Raw genomic sequence first — 16,780 nt, 5'->3', positions numbered from 1 at the left:
GGGGACGCCGATACGCCGCCCGATCTCGGCGTTGCGGACAGACGGGGCGCTCACTTCCCCGCCCGCTTCTCCTCGACGAGGGTGACGACGCACTCGATGACCTGCTGCAGGGTGAGGTCGGTGGTGTCCACCTCGACCGCGTCGTCCGCCTTCGCGAGCGGGGACGTCTTGCGGCTCGAGTCGGCCGCGTCCCGCTTGATCAGCGCCTCACGGGTGGCGTGGATGTCCGCGCCCTTCAGTTCGCCGCTGCGGCGAGCCGCCCGCGCCTCCGGGGAGGCGGTGAGGAAGATCTTCAGATCGGCGTCGGGCAGCACGGTCGTGCCGATGTCACGGCCCTCGACGACGATGCCGGTCCGGGCGGCGGAGGCGAGGGAACGCTGCAGCTCGGTGATCCGGGCCCGCACCTCCGGCACCGCGCTGACCGCACTGACCCTGGAGGTGACCTCCTGGGTGCGGATCGGACCGGAGACGTCCGTGCCGTCCACGGCGATGGTCGGCGCCGCCGGGTCGGTGCCGGAGACGATCTCCGGCTTGCCGACCACCGCCGCGACCGCCGTGGGGTCCGTTATGTCGATGCCGTTGTTCACCATCCACCACGTGATCGCCCGGTACTGGGCGCCGGTGTCCAGGTAGCTCAGCCCGAGCTGTGCGGCCACGGCCTTCGAGGTGCTCGACTTGCCCGTGCCGGAAGGGCCGTCGATGGCGACAATCACTGCCTGGGCGGTCCGGGCGGAGCCGTTTTCCACGGTGGGGACACCTTCCTGGTGCAGGGTGGCGGGTGCGGGCGGGACGCACGGGCGCCCCGCACAAGGTTACTGGCTCGCCGGACCCGGTATGACTGGCGGACGGGCCGCCGGGCTGCCCGGCCGGCTTCGGCCTACTGGCGTATCGTCCAGCCGCGCTCCCGCAGCGCCACGCTCAGCGCCGGGGCCGCGGACTGCTCCACCATCAGCTGGACCAGACCCTCCTGGCGACCGGTGGCGTGTTCGATGCGGACGTCCTCGATGTTGATGCCGGCCACGCCCGCGTCCGCGAAGATACGGGCCAGCTGGCCGGGCTGGTCGTCGATGAGGACGACCACGGTCTCGTACGCCCGCGGGGCGCTGCCGTGCTTGCCGGGCACCCGGGTCTGCCCGGCGTTGCCGCGGCGCAGCACGTCCTCGATGCCGTCGGCCCCCGCGCGCCGCTTTGCTTCGTCGGAGGACTGCAGGGCGCGCAGGGCCCGTACGGTCTCGTCCAGGTCGGAGGAGACCTCGGAGAGCAGATCTGCCACCGGGCCCGGGTTCGCGGACAGGATGTCGATCCACATCCCGGGGTCGGATGCGGCGATGCGGGTCACGTCCCGGATGCCCTGGCCGCACAGTCGTACGGCCGCCTCCTCCGCGTGCTCCAGGCGCGCGGCGACCATGCTGGAGACCAGGTGGGGCATGTGCGAGACGAGCGCGACGGCGCGGTCGTGGGCGTCCGCGTCCATGACGACCGGCACGGCACGGCAGTGCGAAACCAGTTCCAGGGCGAGGTTCAGCACCTCGGTGTCGGTGTCCCGGGTCGGGGTGAGCACCCAGGGCCGGCCCTCGAAGAGGTCGCCGGTGGCCGCCAGCGGGCCCGACTTCTCACGGCCCGACATGGGGTGCGTGCCGATGTACTGCGACAGGGCGGTTTGGTCGAGGCCGAGCGCCTCCAGCTCGCGGCGCGGCCCGCCCTTGACGCTCGCCACGTCGAGGTAGCCGCGGCCCAGGCCGCGCCGCATGGCATCGGCGAGCGTGGCGGCCACGTGCGCGGGCGGTGCCGCCACGATCACCAGGTCGACGGGTCCCTCGGGCGCCTCGTCGGTGCCGGCACCGAGCGCGGCCGCCGTACGGGCCTGCTCGGGGTCGTGGTCGGCGAGGTGCACGATGACACCGCGCGAGACGAGCGCGAGGGCCGCCGACGTGCCGATGAGTCCCGTACCGATGACGAGTGCGGTCCTCACTGGGCGATGTCCTTGCGGAGGGCGGCCGCGGCGCCGAGGTAGACGTGCGCGATGTCGGCGCGCGGCTTGTCGGACTCGATGTGGGCGAGGATGCGGACGACCCGGGGCATCGCGCCCTCGATGTCCAGTTCCTGGGCGCAGATCAGCGGTACGTCGAGGATGCCGAGCCCCCGGGCGGCGGCCGCCGGGAAGTCGCTGTGGAGGTCGGGCGTGGCGGTGAACCAGATGCTGATCAGGTCGTCGGCCGTGAGGCCGTTCCGCTCCAGCATGGCGGTGAGCAGGACGCCGACCTGCTCGTCCATGTGCCCGGCCTCGTCCCGTTCCAGTTGGACGGCGCCCCGGACCGCTCGTACCGCCACGGTGATGCTCCTCGCTGATGTACGGAAACGTCTGCCCACCAGCGTAGTCAGCCTGCGACACACGGATGCACGCCGCCCGCCTGACGAGACGCCACCTCCTTGCTTCGCCTTCCGGACATTCAATGCAAAAATGCCCAGGTGTCACATGGAGTGACGACCCGGTTGAATGGAGTGACGACATGGTGATCCGCTCGACGCGGCGCACGGTTCTGGTGACGAGCGCGGCTGTGCTCGTGGCCGGATGCGGCAACAACGGCAAGGGCACCAGGAGCGACAGCTCCGCGACGGCGTCCGTGTCGGGCACGGCATCCGGCAGCGCCACCGGCGACCCGTCAGGGAGCCCTTCCGGCGGCGCGACCGGAAGCCCGTCCGGCAGCGCGACCGTAGGGCAGGAGCTGGCGAAGACGAGCGAGATCCCGGTCGGGGGCGGCAAGATCTTCAGGGAGCAGAGGGTCGTGGTGACCCAGCCGACGCAGGGCGACTTCAAGGCCTTCTCGGCGATCTGTACGCATGAGGGCTGCACGGTCGGCACCGTCGCCGACGGCACCATCGACTGCTCCTGCCACAACAGCAGCTTCCGCATCGCCGACGCCTCGGTCGTCCGCGGCCCCGCGTCCGGCCCGCTGCTCCCGAAGAAGATCACCGTGGAGGGCGGCACGATCCGGCTGGTGTGAGCGGACCCGGACACATCAGGCGTCCCAGAGCGCCCCGAGGGTCTGCAACTCGCCGCCGTACTCGATGCGGTCCGTCCACTGCCGCGGCCAGGCCCCGGCACCGAGGTGTGCACCCGCGAAGGCGCCCGTCAGGCAGGCGATGGAGTCGGAGTCGCCGGAGGTGCAGGCGGCCCGGCGCAGGGCGGTGACGGGCTCGTCGGGGAAGAGCAGGAAGCACAGCAGACCGGTGGCGAGGGCCTCCTCCGCAATCCAGCCCTCACCGGTCGCCAGACACGGGTCGACCTCGGGCGACACTGTCCGCACGGCCGTTTGGAGGCGTTCGAGGATCTCCAGGCATTCGTCCCAGCCGCGGGCGATGAAGTGCTCAGGCGTGGGGTCCTGGGCGCGCGTCCACAGATCACCGAGCCACCGCTCGTGGTAGTGGCCGCGGTTCTCGTACGCGTACGACCGCAGCAGTCCCAGCAGGGCGGTCGGCTCGGCGCCCTGCACGAGCAGGCGTATCGCATGGGCGGTCAGGTCGGACGCGGCCAGCGCCGTGGGGTGGCCGTGCGTGAGCGCGGCCTGCAACTGGGCGGCCCCGGCCCGCTGTTCCTCGCTCAGTCCCGGCACGAGACCGACGGGCGCCACACGCATGTTCGCCCCGCACCCCTTGGAGCCGATCTGGCTGGCGTCCTGCCAGGCGCGGTGCTCGTCCTCCAGCAGGTTGCAGGCGACCAGACAGGTCCGGCCGGGTGCCCGGTTGTTGTCCGGGGACCGGTACCAGTCGGCGAACTCCTCGCGCACCGGCCGTTCCATCCGCTTCGGCGCCAGGACTCCGCGGTCCATGGCCGTCCGAAGCCCGCGCCCGAGCGCCAGCGTCATCTGTGTGTCGTCGGTGACGATCGCCTTCCTCGGCAGCTCCATCTCCCGCCACGGTCCGCACTTGGCGAGGATCGACGGCACGTCGTTGAACTCGGTCGGGAAGCCGAGCGCGTCACCGAGGGCGAGCCCGAGCAGGGATCCGGTGGCGGCGCGCCTGGCGAGGGCCGTGCTGGTCATGAGGGCCGTCCTTCCGTGGTGGGGCGGAGCAGGGGTGGGCGCAGGACGGTGGCACCGCCCGCGCGGTAGAGCGCTGCGGGCTTGCCGCGCCCTCCGGTCAGCCGGGCGGCGTCGGGGACCTGTGCGACGAAGCCCGGAGTGGCGAGGACCTTGCGCCGGAAGTTGGGCCGGTCGAGCGCGGTGCCCCACACGGTCTCGTAGACCTGCTGCAACTCGCCCAGGGTGAACTCGGGCGGGCAGAACGACGTGGCGAGGCAGGTGTACTCGAGCTTGGCGCCGACACGGTCGTGGGCGTCGGCGAGGATCCGGTCGTGATCGAAGGCGAGCGGCCCGGCGGACTCGTACGACACCCAGCGCGCCTGCGCCGCGTCGCCGCCGCCATGCGGTTGCGGAGGGTCGGGGAGCAGCGCGGCGAAGGCGACGGAGACGACTCGCATCCGGGGGTCGCGGTCGGGGTCGCTGTAGGTGCGCACCTGCTCGAGGTGGAGGCCGGAGACGTCCGCCAGACCGGTCTCCTCGGCGAGTTCCCGCCGGGCCGCGTCCTCCGCGGACTCCTCGGGCCGCACGAAGCCGCCGGGCAGCGCCCAGCGGCCCGCGTACGGCTCCTGTCCACGCTCGACGAGCAGCACGTGCAGCGCGCCCCGGCAGATCGTGAGGACGGCGAGGTCGACCGTGACGGCGGAGGGCTCGAACGCGTGCTTGTCGTAGCCCCGCACGGCACCCACCACCCTTAATAGTCGTATCGACTATAACTGGAGCGAGGTCCAAGGACAACAGCCCACGGCAGCGCGCACACAACACGTGCACAAAGAATGCGCGCACCACGGCGCGCGACGAAGACGGCCGGCCCCGGAGCGATCCGGGACCGGCCGACGCAGGACGCCGTCCGGCGGCCTACAGGTCCACCTCGCGCATCAGCATGCCGACCTCGGTGTTCGACAGGCGGCGCAGCCAGCCCGACTTCTGGTCGCCGAGCGTGATCGGCCCGAAGGCCGTGCGCACCAGCTTGTCGACCGGGAAGCCGGCCTCGGCGAGCATGCGGCGCACGATGTGCTTGCGCCCCTCGTGGAGGGTCACCTCCACGAGGTAGTTCTTGCCGGTCTGCTCGACCACCCGGAAGTGGTCGGCGCGCGCGTACCCGTCCTCCAGGCGGACGCCGTCCTTGAGGCGCTTGCCCAGGTCGCGCGGGATGGGGCCCACGATGTGCGCGAGGTAGGTCTTCCGCACGCCGTACTTGGGGTGGGTCAGCCGGTGCGCCAGCTCACCGTGGTTGGTGAGCAGGATGACGCCCTCGGTCTCGGTGTCGAGCCGCCCCACGTGGAAGAGCCGGGTCTCGCGGTTGGTGACGTAGTCGCCCAGGCACTGGCGCCCCTCGGGGTCCTCCATCGTGGAGACGACCCCGGCGGGCTTGTTCAGGGAGAAGAACTGGTACGACTGCGTGGCGACGGTCAGCCCGTCGACCTTGATCTCGTCCTTCTCCGGGTCGACCCGCAGCCCCTGCTCGACGACGATCTCGCCGTTGACCTCCACCCGCGCCTGCTCGACCAGCTCCTCGCAGGCACGCCGGGAGCCGTACCCGGCGCGCGCGAGCACCTTCTGCAGCCGCTCGCCCTCCTGCTCGGCGCCCGGGAAGGTCTTGGGGAGCTTGATGTCCTTCTTGCCCGCGTACCGTTCGCGGTTGCGCTCCTCGGCGCGCGTCTCGTACTCACGGGAGCGCGAGGGCGCCGTACGGCCGCCACCGCGCTGCGGGGACTGCTTGGGGCCGCCCTTGGCGCCGCCGCGCGCGTCCGAGCCACGCCCGGACTTGGGGCCGTCCTGTGAGGCGCCGGGGCCCACGTCGTAGCGGCGCTCCTCGGGGCGGGGCTTGCGGGGACGGCCCTGCCCCTGCCGCTCGTCCCTGTTGTTGCCGGCACCGCGGTAGTTACCGCGCCCGCCGCTCTTGCCGCTGCCGCTGCTTCGCATCAAAGTTCCGTCGTCGTGTTCGTCGTGTGGTCGTCGTCTGCGTCCGGAGCATCCAGAGCGTCCGGGTCGAACGACGGAACGCCCTCCTGGGTCTCGGCCTCGATCGCCTCCGCCTCCGGGAGGAAGGGCGCGAGTTCCGGAAGCTCGTCCAGACCGCGAAGGCCCATCCGCTCCAGGAAGTAGTTCGTCGTCCTGTACAGGATCGCACCTGTTTCGGGTTCCGTGCCCGCCTCCTCGACCAGGCCGCGCTGCAGGAGCGTGCGCATGACACCGTCGCAGTTCACTCCGCGCACCGCCGAGACGCGGCTGCGGCTGACCGGCTGACGGTACGCGACCACCGCGAGGGTCTCCAGGGCGGCCTGGGTGAGCCGGGCCTGCTGGCCGTCGAGCACGAATCGCTCCACGGCAGGGGCGAAGTCGGCCCGGGTGTAGAAGCGCCAGCCGCCCGCCACGAACCGCAGCTCGAACCCGCGCCCCTGCACGGTGTACTCGTCGGCGAGTTCCCTGAGCGCATCGGCGATCTGCCGCCGGGGACGCTCCAGGATCTTCGCGAGGTGCTCCTCGGTGGCGGGCTCGTCCACGACCATGAGGACGGCCTCCAGGGCGGGCTTGAGGTCCAGGCCGGCCACGGCGTTCAGGCCGGCCGGAACCTCGGCGGTCTCCTCGCTCATGCCTTCTCCTCCGTCTTGGCGGCACTCCGGTCCACGGCCTCGGGCGGCCGGTCGAACTCGTCCGTGACCTGCGGTGTCTCGTCCCCGTCGCCGCCCGTCCAGCGCACGGTCAGCTCCCCGAGGGCGGCCTCCTGCTCCAGCGTCACGGCCTTCTCGCGGTACAGCTCGAGCAGCGCGAGGAAGCGCGCGACGACCGTAAGGGTGTCGTCCGCGTCCTCCACGAGTGCACGGAAGCTGGCCTCGCCGAGTTCCCGCAGCCGCTCGACCACGATCCGGGCCTGCTCCTGGACGGACACCAGCGGGGCGTGGATGTGGTCGACGTACACCTGTGGTCTGGGCTTGGGCTGCATCGCCTTGACGGCGAGCCGGGCGAACCCCTCGGGCCCGATGCTGATGACGACCTCGGGCAGCAGCTCGGCGTGCTGGGGTTCGAGGCCGACGGTACGGGGATGGCGCCGCGCCTCGTCCTCGTTCCGCCGGTTGAAGATCTCGGCGATCTGTTTGTAGGCGCGGTACTGGAGGAGCCGCGCGAACAGCAGGTCGCGTGCTTCGAGGAGCGCGAGGTCGGCCTCGTCCTCAATCTCGGCGGCGGGCAACAGCCGCGCCGCCTTGAGATCGAGCAGCGTCGCGGCGACGACCAGGAACTCGGTGGTCTGGTCGAGGTCCCAGTCCGGCCCCATGGCCCGGATGTGCGCCATGAACTCGTCGGTCACCTTGGACAGCGCGACTTCGGTGACGTCGAGCTTGTGCCTCGAGATGAGCTGGAGGAGGAGGTCGAAGGGCCCTTCGAAGTTGGCCAGCCGAACCTTGAAGACCCCGTCCGCCGGTTCGGGTTCGGACTCGGCAGGGACTTCGGCGGCCGGGCGCCCCTCGGCCGAAGCTCCCGGCTCCGGGCGGGAGCCGACGGCACCCGCCGGGTCCGCCGAGCCGGACTCGGTCGCCACGGAGGCCTCCGCCTCGCCGGCCGCCTCGGTCACACCGGCCGCCTCGGTCGCGCCGGTCACCTCGATCACACCGGCCGTCCCGGTCACACCGATCACACCGGCCGCCTCCGCCGCACCGGCCGCCACGGTCACACCGGCCGCCTCCGCCGCACCGGCCGCCACGGTCACACCGGCCGCCTCCGCCGCACCGGCCGCCACGGTCACACCGGCCGCCTCCGCCGCACCGGCCGCCACGGTCACACCGGCCGCCTCCGCCGCACCGGTCACCTCGATCACACCGGCCGTCCCGGTCACACCGATCACACCGGCCGCCTCCGCCGCACCGGCCGCCACGGTCACACCGGCCGCCTCGGTCGCGCCGGTCCAAGAGGCCGCGGCAGGCGCCCGGTCGCGCGCGAGGTCCGGTTGAGGCTCCGTCTCGTCGCCGCAGGGCGCGCCCGAACCGGACGCGGGCTCCTCGGTGACGGGTTCCGGCGCGGGGTCGGCTGTGGGCGGCGCCTCTTCGGCCACACCGACGCCCGGGGCAGACGTGCCGCCGGGGGATACGGGTGAGCGGAAGTCGTCATCACGCGCGGGCGAGGAGTCCTCCTCGGCCGGCGACGTGCACTCCGCCGCAGGCGTAACGGCCCGGGGTGCAGCCCCGGGCCCGAGTCCCAGCACCCGGCGGCGCCCGGCGGAGCCGGATTCGTACGAGGTCATGGCCGTCGCAGGCTACCTGCTTACCGCCCCCGAAGCCGACGTACGAGGATGCTCGCGTCCCCCCGGGACTCCAGATCGGCCAGCACCACCGCGACCGCCTCGCGCACGATCCGCCCCCGGTCCACGGCGAGCCCGTGCTCACCGCGGAGCACGAGACGCGCGTGCTCGAGGTCCATCAGCTCCTCCGCGGACACATACACGGTGATCTTCTCGTCGTGCCGCTCACGCCCGCTGGGCCGCCGCCCGGCGGCACGCCCCCGCTTGCGCGGCTGGGCCGCAGAGGACCCGGCAGAACCTTCCTGCGCCGGCTGGCGCTCCGCGGTCGCGGAGCGCGTGCGGGACTCCCCGGCCTCCGCCTCCGCGGAATCCGCCGCGACGTGCTCATCGCCTTCCCCGTCACCGCCCTGCACGGGCACCGACGGCGGTGCGTCCTCCGCCGCGGCCGTGGCGTCGCCCTCGCCCGCGGGAGCCGGCACCCGGGCCTCGCCGTTGACCTGGCGCCTGGGGGTGGACGCCTGGAGCGCCGTTCCCCCGGTGGTACGGAACAGTTCGTCGGCCCCCGGCAGACTCACTCGGCGTGACACCGGGCGAGCACCTCCCTGGCGAGCTGGCGGTAGGCGGCGGCACCGACGGAGTTGGAGGCGTAGGTGGTGATGGGCTCACCGGCGACCGTGGTCTCCGGGAAGCGCACGGTCCGGCCGATCACCGTGTGGTAGACGTGGTCGTCGAACGCCTCGACGACGCGCGCGAGGACCTCCCGGCTGTGCACGGTCCGGGAGTCGTACATCGTGGCGAGGATGCCGTCGAGCTCCAGCTCGGGGTTGAGCCGCTCCTGGACCTTCTCGATGGTCTCGGTGAGCAGTGCGACACCGCGCAGCGCGAAGAACTCGCACTCCAGCGGCACGATCACCTTGTGCGCCGCGGTGAGCGCGTTGACGGTGAGCAGGCCGAGCGAGGGCTGACAGTCGATGACGATGTAGTCGTAGTCCGGCATCAGCGGCTTGAGGGCGCGCTGGAGGGTCGACTCGCGCGCGACCTCCGAGACCAGCTGGACCTCGGCCGCCGACAGGTCGATGTTGCTCGGCAGCAGGTCCATGTTCGGGACCGCGGTCTTCAGCAGGACCTCGTCCGCGGACATGCCCCGCTCCATGAGCAGGTTGTAGACGGTGAGGTCGAGCTCCATGGGGTTGACGCCGAGACCCACCGACAGCGCGCCCTGCGGGTCGAAGTCGACGAGCAGCACCCGGCGTCCGTACTCCGCGAGCGCGGCGCCCAGGTTGATGGTCGACGTCGTCTTGCCGACGCCGCCCTTCTGGTTGCACATCGCGATGATCTTCGCCGGGCCGTGGTCGGTCAGCGGGCCCGGGATCGGGAAGTACGGCAGCGGGCGGCCGGTCGGGCCGATGCGCTCGCGGCGCTGGCGGGCCGCGTCGGGCGCGAGCGTGGCCGCGTACTCGGGGTCGGGCTCGTATTCGGCGTCGGGGTCGTAGAAGTGCCCGTCGGGCAGTTCGTCGTAGTCGGCGAAGTGGGTGTGGACCTCGCCACTTCCGTTGCCGGCCATGGCGTTCACGTGTTGGCCATCCATGCTCTTGTGTGCTGTCTGAGCCAGGTGGGGGCTCTGGCTCTGGTGGGCTGCGAAGGTACGGACAGCGACGGAGCCGACAGCCTCGAGCCCCGTGGGGACCGCGCCCCGCGCAGGCATTCCTGGTTGACCACCCCCGGGAGTAAATGTCGACTCATTCACAAGTCGTCTTACCTCCTTGGTGACCAGGAAACTTCTAGATAGGTCAGCGTGGCACCATGCCGACGGTTGGCGACTCTATGGCGTGTCGGCGGTCCGCAGCAACACAATCCGCCGGACCCGGCCCGATGTGTCGGCAATGAAACATCCCGCTGTCAAGGGTGTCCGGGCTCCGTTCGCCAGGTTTCACCGGTGTGCGAAACGGTTAAAGGGTTGCGTTCGACGCGAGTTGAACGAGTGTCGCAAAGTGACCATACACACATCCGGCCGGACCTTGTCGGGCAAGGTCCGGCCGGCTGCGCGGTGTTGACGAGGCGAGTTGACCTATCGCCTTTTGGTGCCGGGAATTCGAACCCGGGCCGTGGCCGGTCTAGCCGAGCAGGGAGTCCAGCTCCACGTGCTCCAGGCCGTGCGCCTCGGCGACCTCCCTGTAAACCACCTTGCCGTCATGGGTGTTGAGGCCCTTGGCCAGGGAGGCGTCGCGGCGCAGCGCCTCGACCCAGCCGCGGTTGGCGAGCTCCACGATGTAGGGCAGCGTGGCGTTCGTCAGCGCGTAGGTGGAGGTGTTGGGGACGGCGCCGGGCATGTTGGCGACGCAGTAGAAGACCGACTCGTGGACCCTGAAGGTCGGCTCGGCGTGCGTGGTCGGACGGGAGTCCTCGAAGCAGCCGCCCTGGTCGATCGCAATGTCGACAAGGACACTGCCGGCCTTCATCCGGGACACCAGCTCGTTGGTGACCAGCTTCGGGGCCTTGGCGCCCGGGATGAGCACGGCGCCGATGACGAGGTCGGCCTCGAGGCAGGCCTTCTCCAGCTCGAAGGTGTTGGAGACGACGGTCTGGATCTTCGTACCGAAGATCTTGTCCGCCTCCTTGAGCTTGTTGATGTCCCTGTCGAGCAGGGTGACGTGGAAGCCCATGCCGATGGCGATCTGCGCGGCGTTCCAGCCGGACACGCCGCCGCCGATGACGACCGCCTTGGCGGCGGGGACGCCGGGGACGCCGCCGGGCAGCACGCCACGGCCGCCGGCCGCACGCATCAGGTGGTAGGCGCCGACCTGCGGGGCCAGCCGGCCCGCGACCTCGGACATGGGGGCGAGCAGCGGCAGGGCGCGGTTCGACAGCTCGACCGTCTCGTACGCGATGGCCGTGGTGCCGGACTCCAGCAGCGCGTCGGTGCACTCCTTGGAGGCGGCCAGGTGCAGGTAGGTGAAGAGGACCTGGTCCTTGCGGAGCCGGTGGTACTCCTCGGCGATGGGCTCCTTGACCTTGAGCAGCAGGTCGGCGGTGGCCCAGACCTCGTCGGCGGTGTCCAGGATCTGCGCCCCGGCCGCCACGTACTCCTCGTCCGGGATCGAGGAGCCGACGCCGGCGTCCCGCTCGACGACGACCTGGTGGCCGTTGCGCACCAGCTCGTGCACGCCGGCGGGGGTGATCGCCACCCGGAACTCGTTGTTCTTGATCTCGCGGGGGATGCCGACCTTCACGTCGATCACGGTCCTTGACTCAGAGAATGGGGGGTATTACACGACATACCCAGGCAGACAGGGCACATCAGGAGGTACCGCAGGGGAACGCGCGGCAAAGCCAGTCTAATGAAGGTGTTCCCGCTGTCTAGCCTTTCATTGCATCAATCTTCGACGGATGCACTGCGGATTTCGCAGGCGTTAGCGCCATGTGCCGGGTCCGGGTCGCTCTCCTGCTCCTCCTTGGCCAGCATGCGCTCCGCGGCCCCGCGATGCAGACGGGCCGCCGCCGGGTCGCCGAGCCGCTCCAGCGTGTCGGCCAGCCTGAGCTGCAGCGCCGCCTGCAGTCGCACGTCCTGTGCGCTCCGCGCCCACTCGACCGCCTCATGGCAGGTGTGCAGCGACTCCTCGGGCCGGCCGGCGTACTCCTGGACACGGGCCAGTTCGCTCAACGCCCGTGCATGGGCGGCCACATCGCCGTTCCTGCGGTGCCCCGCGATCGCCGCGCGCCAGTGACGCTGCGCCTCGCCGTAGCGGCCCGCGTAGGTGTGGACGGCGGCGATGCGGCCGTAGAGCCGGGCCGCCTCGGCGCGCTCGTCGCGGGCCAGCCGCTGGGCGAGGGCCCGGCCGTACCAGTCGGCGGCGCGGTCGTAGTCCCCAAGCTCCTGATGGGCACCGCCTACGGATTCCATCGCACGGCCCGTCGCATAGGGGTCGTTCGCCCGCCGTCCGGCGTCCAGCGCGGCCCGGTAGCGGGCCAGCGCCTCGACGGTACGGCCGGTCTGCGCGTCCAGGTCCGCGAGGTTCAGCAGGGCCGCCGCCTGCTCACGGGGCAGGTCGCGGCGCTCGGCGATGCCGAGGACCAGCCGGTGGATGCCGTACAGCTCGGGTGCGGCCGCCCGGGTGCCGAAGTGCGCGACCAGGGCCCTCACCAGGGCGGCCATGAGGCGACGGGCCAGGGTGTCCAGCTCCCCGTCGGCGACCGCGAGCCGGGCCGCGGCCAGCAGCGCGGGCTGCCGGATGCGCAGCCAGTCCTCGGCCGCCCGGGGGCTCGGAAAGCGCAGGGCCCGCGGCAGGCCGGCGAGCTTCTCACGGGCCTGCCGGCTGTCGGTCTCGGTGATCGCACGGCAGGACTGGAGCAGCCGTACGGTCCGCTCCAGCACCCGGGCACGGGCCAGCTGCAGCTCGGCCGGGCGGTCCTCGTTCGCAGCGAGCGCGCGCAGCAGGGGCAGCAGACAGCCGGGGACCTCGTACTGCGGCAGGGGGGAGTCGATGCCCCGCAGGAGACCGAGGGAGGCGAAGTCGTCGAGGACGGTGCGGGCGGCCTCCACCGAACAGCCGGCCAGCGCGGATGCGGTGTGCGGGTCGACGAGACCCGCGGGGGCGAGGGAGAGCAGTCGCAGCATCCGCCGGGCGGCGCTCGGCAGTCCCTCGTACAGGAGCCGGAAGACGCGGGCCAGGGGCGGCCCGTCCTCGTCCCCGCTGCGCAGATGCCGGGCGAGATCGGCGACGGCGGCCTTGGGATGCGCGCCCAGCCAGCCGCCGGCGAGGACCAGCGCGGCGGGCTGCCCGGCGCACACCTCGACAAGCCCCTCGGCGGCGCGCGGGTCCACGGTGATGCGCACCGCTCCGGTGTACCGGGTGAGCAGTTCCAGGGCGGACTTGGTGTCCAGACCGCCGAGGGTGCAGGGGCGTACGTCCGCGATGCCGGTCAGCGGGCCCCCGGAGACGGCGACGACGAGGCACTCGGGCGTGTCCGGCAGCAGCGTGTCGACCTGCTCCGCGCTCACCGCGTCGTCCAGCAGGAGCAGGGCGCGACGCTCCGCGAGGCCCTCGCGCACCGCCTGGCCCAGTTCGTCCTCGGCGGCGCCGGGCGGGGTGGGCAGGCCGAGGGCGGTCAGCAGTTCCCGGGCCGTGCGCTCGGTGGGTACGGGGGTGCCGTCGGGCTCGCTGAGGCGGGCACGCAGCACACCGTCCTCGTAATGGTGCGCGACCTGGCGGACCAGTTCCTCGGCGAGCGCGGTGCGCCCGGAGCCGGGCCGTCCCGCGATGAGCAGCACACGCGCGCGGGGGGCCTTACGACCGGAGAGGGTGTCGAGGCCCGCGCGTTCGATGTCGGCCCGGAGTTCCTTCAACTCCCGTGTACGGCCGAGAAAGTGATCGTCCGCGGCGGCGGGATTCCGCTTGCTCTCCGGGAGCTCGCCGCCGCCTGTCTCGACCGCCTGATCCGTCACGGGCCTCGCTCCCGTCCACAGCGCCCACGGGCCCGCCGGGCCTTGGGGCGGGTCGATTCCAGAGCCTAGTTCACGCTCTGCGACGATCCCGGCAGAGCATGGCGGACACATCCCCCGATCGGATCAGGCGATCGTACGACCGACGGTGCCGGACGGGCGTGCGGCCCGGGACGAGGGGCCGTTCCGTCGGCCTCAGGCCTCGAACGGCCGCGCTGGCCACGGTGCCCCGGCCGGGCGCAGGGCGTCCAGCCCGTCGCCCTGCTGCGCGGCGACCAGCGAGAGCACGCCGACGACGAGACAGGTGTTGTGGAGGTCCCCTGCCAGCACCCCGCGCACCAGCTCCTGCAGCGGCACCCTCGCCAGCTCCATTTCGGCCTCCTCGTCCTCCACCTCGAAGCGCCCGCCCTCCGCCTCGGACAGATCGCGGGCGAGGTAGACGCGTACGGCCTCGTCGCAGCCGCCGGGCGAGGTGAAGATGTCGGTCAGCACCCGCCAGTCCTCGGCCTTGACGTGCGCCTCCTCGTACAGCTCGCGCTGGGCGGCGTGCAGCGGGTTCTCACCGGGGACGTCGAGGAGACCGGCCGGGATCTCCCAGAGCTTGTGGCGTACGGGGTGCCGGTACTGCCGGATCACCAGTACGCGGCCCCGGTCGTCGAGGGCGACGACGGCGACCGATCCGGGGTGGACCTGGTAGTCACGGCGGGCGACCGAGCCGTCGGGCATGAGCACGTCGTCGGCGCGGACGGAGGTCTTCCTGCCGACGAACGGGGTCTCACTCGCCCTGACCTCCCACTCCTCGGGGGTGTCCTTGATCGTCATCTCGCCCTGTTCCTCCCACGCCCTGACGCGAACCGGGGTACGCCTCCCGAAGGACGCGTACCCCGGCCACCGTACCGCTCTTGCGTCACTCGCCGTTCTTGCTGCCGTTCTTGCGCTCGACGGCCGCCTTCACCAGCCCCGCGAACAACGGGTGCGGCCGGGTCGGGCGGGAGCGCAGCTCGGGGTGCGCCTGCGTCGCCACCAGGTAAGGGTGCACCTCGCGCGGGTACTCGACGTACTCCACGAGCTTGCCGTCCGGCGACGTGCCGGAGAAGACGATGCCCGCCTTCTTCTCCAGCTCGGCACGGTAGGCGTTGTTCACCTCGTAGCGGTGGCGGTGGCGCTCCTCGACGTATTCCTTGCCGTCGTAGACCTCGCGCACGATCGAGCCCTCGGCGAGCTTGGCCGGGTACATGCCCAGACGCATCGTCCCGCCCATGTCCCCCTCGCCCGCGACGATGTCGAGCTGCTCGGCCATGGTGGAGATCACCGGGTGGGCGGTCGCCGCGTCGAACTCGGTGGAGTTCGCGTCCGGGATGTCGGCGAGGTTGCGCGCGGCGTCGATCACGATGCACTGCAGGCCGAGGCAGAGGCCGAGCAGCGGGATCCTGTTCTCGCGGGCGTACTGGATCGCGCCCACCTTGCCCGAGACACCGCGGTCGCCGAAGCCGCCGGGGATGCAGATCGCGTCCACGTCCGACAGCTGCTTCTTCGCGCCCGCCGGGGTCTTGCAGTCGTCGGAGGTGACCCACTTGATCTTCACCCGGGCCTTGTTCGCGAAGCCGCCCGCGCGCAGCGCCTCGGTCACCGACAGATAGGCGTCGGGCAGGTCGATGTACTTGCCGACCAGGGCGAGGGTGATCTCGTGCTCGGGGTTGTGGACGCGGTCGAGCAGGTCGTCCCAGGTCGTCCAGTCCACGTCGCGGAAGGGGAGGTCCAGCTTGCGGACGACGTAGGCGTCCAGGCCCTCGGAGTGCACGACCTTCGGGATGTCGTAGATCGAGCGGGCGTCGGGGCAGGCCACGACGGCGGCCTCGTCGACGTCGCACATCAGCGAGATCTTGCGCTTGATCGCGGTCGGCACCTCGCGGTCGCAGCGCAGGACGATCGCATCCGGCTGGATACCGATGTTGCGCAGGGCCGCGACCGAGTGCTGGGTCGGCTTGGTCTTCAGCTCGCCGGAGGGGCCGATGTACGGCAGCAGTGAGATGTGCACCACGAAGACGTTGTCCCGGCCGACCTCGTGACGGACCTGACGGACGGTCTCCAGGAACGGCAGCGATTCGATGTCGCCCACCGTGCCGCCGACCTCGGTGATCACGACGTCCACCTCGTCGGTGGCCATGCGCCGGATGCGGTGCTTGATCTCGTTGGTGATGTGCGGGATGACCTGCACCGTGTCGCCCAGGTACTCGCCGCGCCGCTCCTTGGCGATCACGGTGGAGTAGACCTGCCCTGTAGTGACATTGGCGGAGCCGTCCAGGTCACGGTCGAGGAAGCGCTCGTAGTGTCCGATGTCCAGGTCGGTCTCGGCGCCGTCGTTGGTGACGAAGACCTCACCGTGCTGGAAGGGGTTCATGGTGCCCGGATCCACGTTCAGATACGGGTCGAGCTTCTGCATGACGACGCGCAGACCCCGTGCCTTGAGCAGCATGCCGAGGCTGGACGCCGTCAGGCCCTTGCCGAGCGAGGAGGCGACACCCCCGGTGACGAAGATGTGCTTGGTCGTCGTGGATTTGGGCGGCATGGCCAAGAGGGGGCTCCCGTGGTCGCGGTATGAGGTGCGGTGCGGCTGTTCCTCCGAGGGATCTTCGGAATCCTCCGGGGGGTGCCGTCGCTGCGGTTCGGGGGTTTCGAGCCCACCGGTCCACGGGCTACCAGCGTATCAGCGCCAGGAGGCGACTGCTTCCGGCCACACTCCGCACACGTGTCACCATGGACGCGCGGCAGTCCCTCGTGGCCCACTCGTTCGGACCAGCCGCGTTGCCCGGAGGGGCACGCGGATCACCGAGGTGCGTCGTATCCTGCTCGGACACTCGCTGCCGAGCACTCCCGGCGAACGGCACCACCCCCGCCCGTCACCGGAAACAACAAGAGCTCGTCAGTTCGTTGAACATCGACTGCTTCATTTCCGAATGGGTCGGTGAACAACGGCGTTCTCACCGACCCCATGACCGCAAAGAGCGACCGCCCCGCCTGGGG

The 16,780-nt window shown here is 71.3% G+C and carries 15 protein-coding genes; 1 reads left to right on the top strand and 14 read right to left on the bottom strand.

Going from position 1 to position 16,780, the window contains the following annotated elements; genetic code table 11:
- Positions 1-50: 50 nt before the first annotated feature.
- The 3 genes from cmk to aroH all read right to left on the bottom strand — a co-directional run bounded on the left by cmk (position 51) and on the right by aroH (position 2,331).
- Positions 51-746: a (d)CMP kinase gene (gene cmk / locus AAW14_RS13565; RefSeq protein WP_265563571.1), complete on the bottom strand. Its 696-nt coding sequence runs from the start codon at positions 744-746 to the stop codon at positions 51-53.
- Positions 747-877: 131 nt separating this feature from the next.
- Positions 878-1,972 (bottom strand): prephenate dehydrogenase, encoded by a 1,095-nt coding sequence (locus tag AAW14_RS13560; RefSeq protein WP_265563569.1) that lies wholly within the window; start codon positions 1,970-1,972, stop codon positions 878-880.
- Positions 1,969-2,331 (bottom strand): chorismate mutase, encoded by a 363-nt coding sequence (gene aroH / locus AAW14_RS13555; protein ID WP_265563567.1) that lies wholly within the window; start codon positions 2,329-2,331, stop codon positions 1,969-1,971. Before aroH ends, AAW14_RS13560 begins: the two co-directional genes overlap by 4 nt.
- A gap of 179 nt (positions 2,332-2,510) precedes the next feature.
- Here aroH and AAW14_RS13550 point away from each other — a divergent pair, with 179 nt between their 5' ends.
- Positions 2,511-3,005, top strand: a complete 495-nt coding sequence (locus AAW14_RS13550) for a Rieske (2Fe-2S) protein (protein ID WP_265563565.1) — start codon at positions 2,511-2,513, stop codon at positions 3,003-3,005.
- A gap of 15 nt (positions 3,006-3,020) precedes the next feature.
- On the opposite strand, the gene AAW14_RS13545 is transcribed toward AAW14_RS13550, so the two are convergent.
- From AAW14_RS13545 to AAW14_RS13495, 11 genes are all read right to left on the bottom strand, one after another.
- Positions 3,021-4,043 (bottom strand): ADP-ribosylglycohydrolase family protein, encoded by a 1,023-nt coding sequence (locus AAW14_RS13545; RefSeq protein ID WP_265563563.1) that lies wholly within the window; start codon positions 4,041-4,043, stop codon positions 3,021-3,023.
- The gene (locus AAW14_RS13540; protein WP_265563560.1) at positions 4,040-4,759 is read right to left on the bottom strand and encodes an NUDIX domain-containing protein; all 720 of its coding nucleotides are present in this window, start codon (positions 4,757-4,759) and stop codon (positions 4,040-4,042) included. Before AAW14_RS13540 ends, AAW14_RS13545 begins: the two co-directional genes overlap by 4 nt.
- A gap of 178 nt (positions 4,760-4,937) precedes the next feature.
- Positions 4,938-6,005 (bottom strand): pseudouridine synthase, encoded by a 1,068-nt coding sequence (locus tag AAW14_RS13535; RefSeq protein ID WP_265563559.1) that lies wholly within the window; start codon positions 6,003-6,005, stop codon positions 4,938-4,940.
- On the bottom strand, positions 6,005-6,676 hold the full coding sequence (scpB, locus tag AAW14_RS13530) for an SMC-Scp complex subunit ScpB (RefSeq protein WP_265563557.1): 672 nt from the start codon (positions 6,674-6,676) through the stop codon (positions 6,005-6,007). The genes AAW14_RS13535 and scpB overlap by 1 nt, the downstream gene beginning before the upstream one ends.
- Positions 6,673-7,653, bottom strand: a complete 981-nt coding sequence (locus AAW14_RS13525; RefSeq protein WP_416223299.1) for a segregation and condensation protein A — start codon at positions 7,651-7,653, stop codon at positions 6,673-6,675. The genes scpB and AAW14_RS13525 overlap by 4 nt, the downstream gene beginning before the upstream one ends.
- A 686-nt stretch (positions 7,654-8,339) precedes the next feature.
- Positions 8,340-8,903 carry a hypothetical protein gene (locus AAW14_RS13520; RefSeq protein WP_265563555.1) on the bottom strand — a complete coding sequence of 188 codons (564 nt, stop codon included), beginning with the start codon at positions 8,901-8,903 and terminating at the stop codon, positions 8,340-8,342.
- Positions 8,888-10,021 carry a ParA family protein gene (locus AAW14_RS13515; RefSeq protein ID WP_265563552.1) on the bottom strand — a complete coding sequence of 378 codons (1,134 nt, stop codon included), beginning with the start codon at positions 10,019-10,021 and terminating at the stop codon, positions 8,888-8,890. The genes AAW14_RS13520 and AAW14_RS13515 overlap by 16 nt, the downstream gene beginning before the upstream one ends.
- A 409-nt stretch (positions 10,022-10,430) precedes the next feature.
- On the bottom strand, positions 10,431-11,555 hold the full coding sequence (gene ald / locus AAW14_RS13510) for an alanine dehydrogenase (RefSeq protein WP_265563550.1): 1,125 nt from the start codon (positions 11,553-11,555) through the stop codon (positions 10,431-10,433).
- 134 nt (positions 11,556-11,689) lie between these two features.
- Complete coding sequence (locus tag AAW14_RS13505) at positions 11,690-13,759, bottom strand: tetratricopeptide repeat protein (protein WP_265563548.1); 2,070 nt, start codon at positions 13,757-13,759, stop codon at positions 11,690-11,692.
- 192 nt (positions 13,760-13,951) lie between these two features.
- Complete coding sequence (locus AAW14_RS13500) at positions 13,952-14,578, bottom strand: NUDIX domain-containing protein (protein WP_265563546.1); 627 nt, start codon at positions 14,576-14,578, stop codon at positions 13,952-13,954.
- Positions 14,579-14,663: 85 nt separating this feature from the next.
- Positions 14,664-16,325: a CTP synthase gene (locus AAW14_RS13495; protein WP_265563544.1), complete on the bottom strand. Its 1,662-nt coding sequence runs from the start codon at positions 16,323-16,325 to the stop codon at positions 14,664-14,666.
- Between the last annotated feature and the right edge of the window lie 455 nt (positions 16,326-16,780).

Source organism: Streptomyces hygroscopicus, assembly GCF_026168105.1.
Lineage (GTDB): Bacteria > Actinomycetota > Actinomycetes > Streptomycetales > Streptomycetaceae > Streptomyces > Streptomyces hygroscopicus_D.
This window is presented reverse-complemented; position numbering and strand designations above follow the sequence as displayed.

Bases quoted from the DNA above. Each gene is read 5' to 3' on its own strand.
- AAW14_RS13515 (WP_265563552.1), bottom strand. From the start codon at position 10,021: ATGCCTGCGCGGGGCGCGGTCCCCACGGGGCTCGAGGCTGTCGGCTCC.
- scpB (WP_265563557.1), bottom strand. From the start codon at position 6,676: ATGAGCGAGGAGACCGCCGAGGTTCCGGCCGGCCTGAACGCCGTGGCC.
- AAW14_RS13535 (WP_265563559.1), bottom strand. From the start codon at position 6,005: ATGCGAAGCAGCGGCAGCGGCAAGAGCGGCGGGCGCGGTAACTACCGC.
- AAW14_RS13495 (WP_265563544.1), bottom strand. From the start codon at position 16,325: ATGCCGCCCAAATCCACGACGACCAAGCACATCTTCGTCACCGGGGGT.
- AAW14_RS13500 (WP_265563546.1), bottom strand. From the start codon at position 14,578: ATGACGATCAAGGACACCCCCGAGGAGTGGGAGGTCAGGGCGAGTGAG.
- AAW14_RS13545 (WP_265563563.1), bottom strand. From the start codon at position 4,043: ATGACCAGCACGGCCCTCGCCAGGCGCGCCGCCACCGGATCCCTGCTC.
- AAW14_RS13550 (WP_265563565.1), top strand. From the start codon at position 2,511: ATGGTGATCCGCTCGACGCGGCGCACGGTTCTGGTGACGAGCGCGGCT.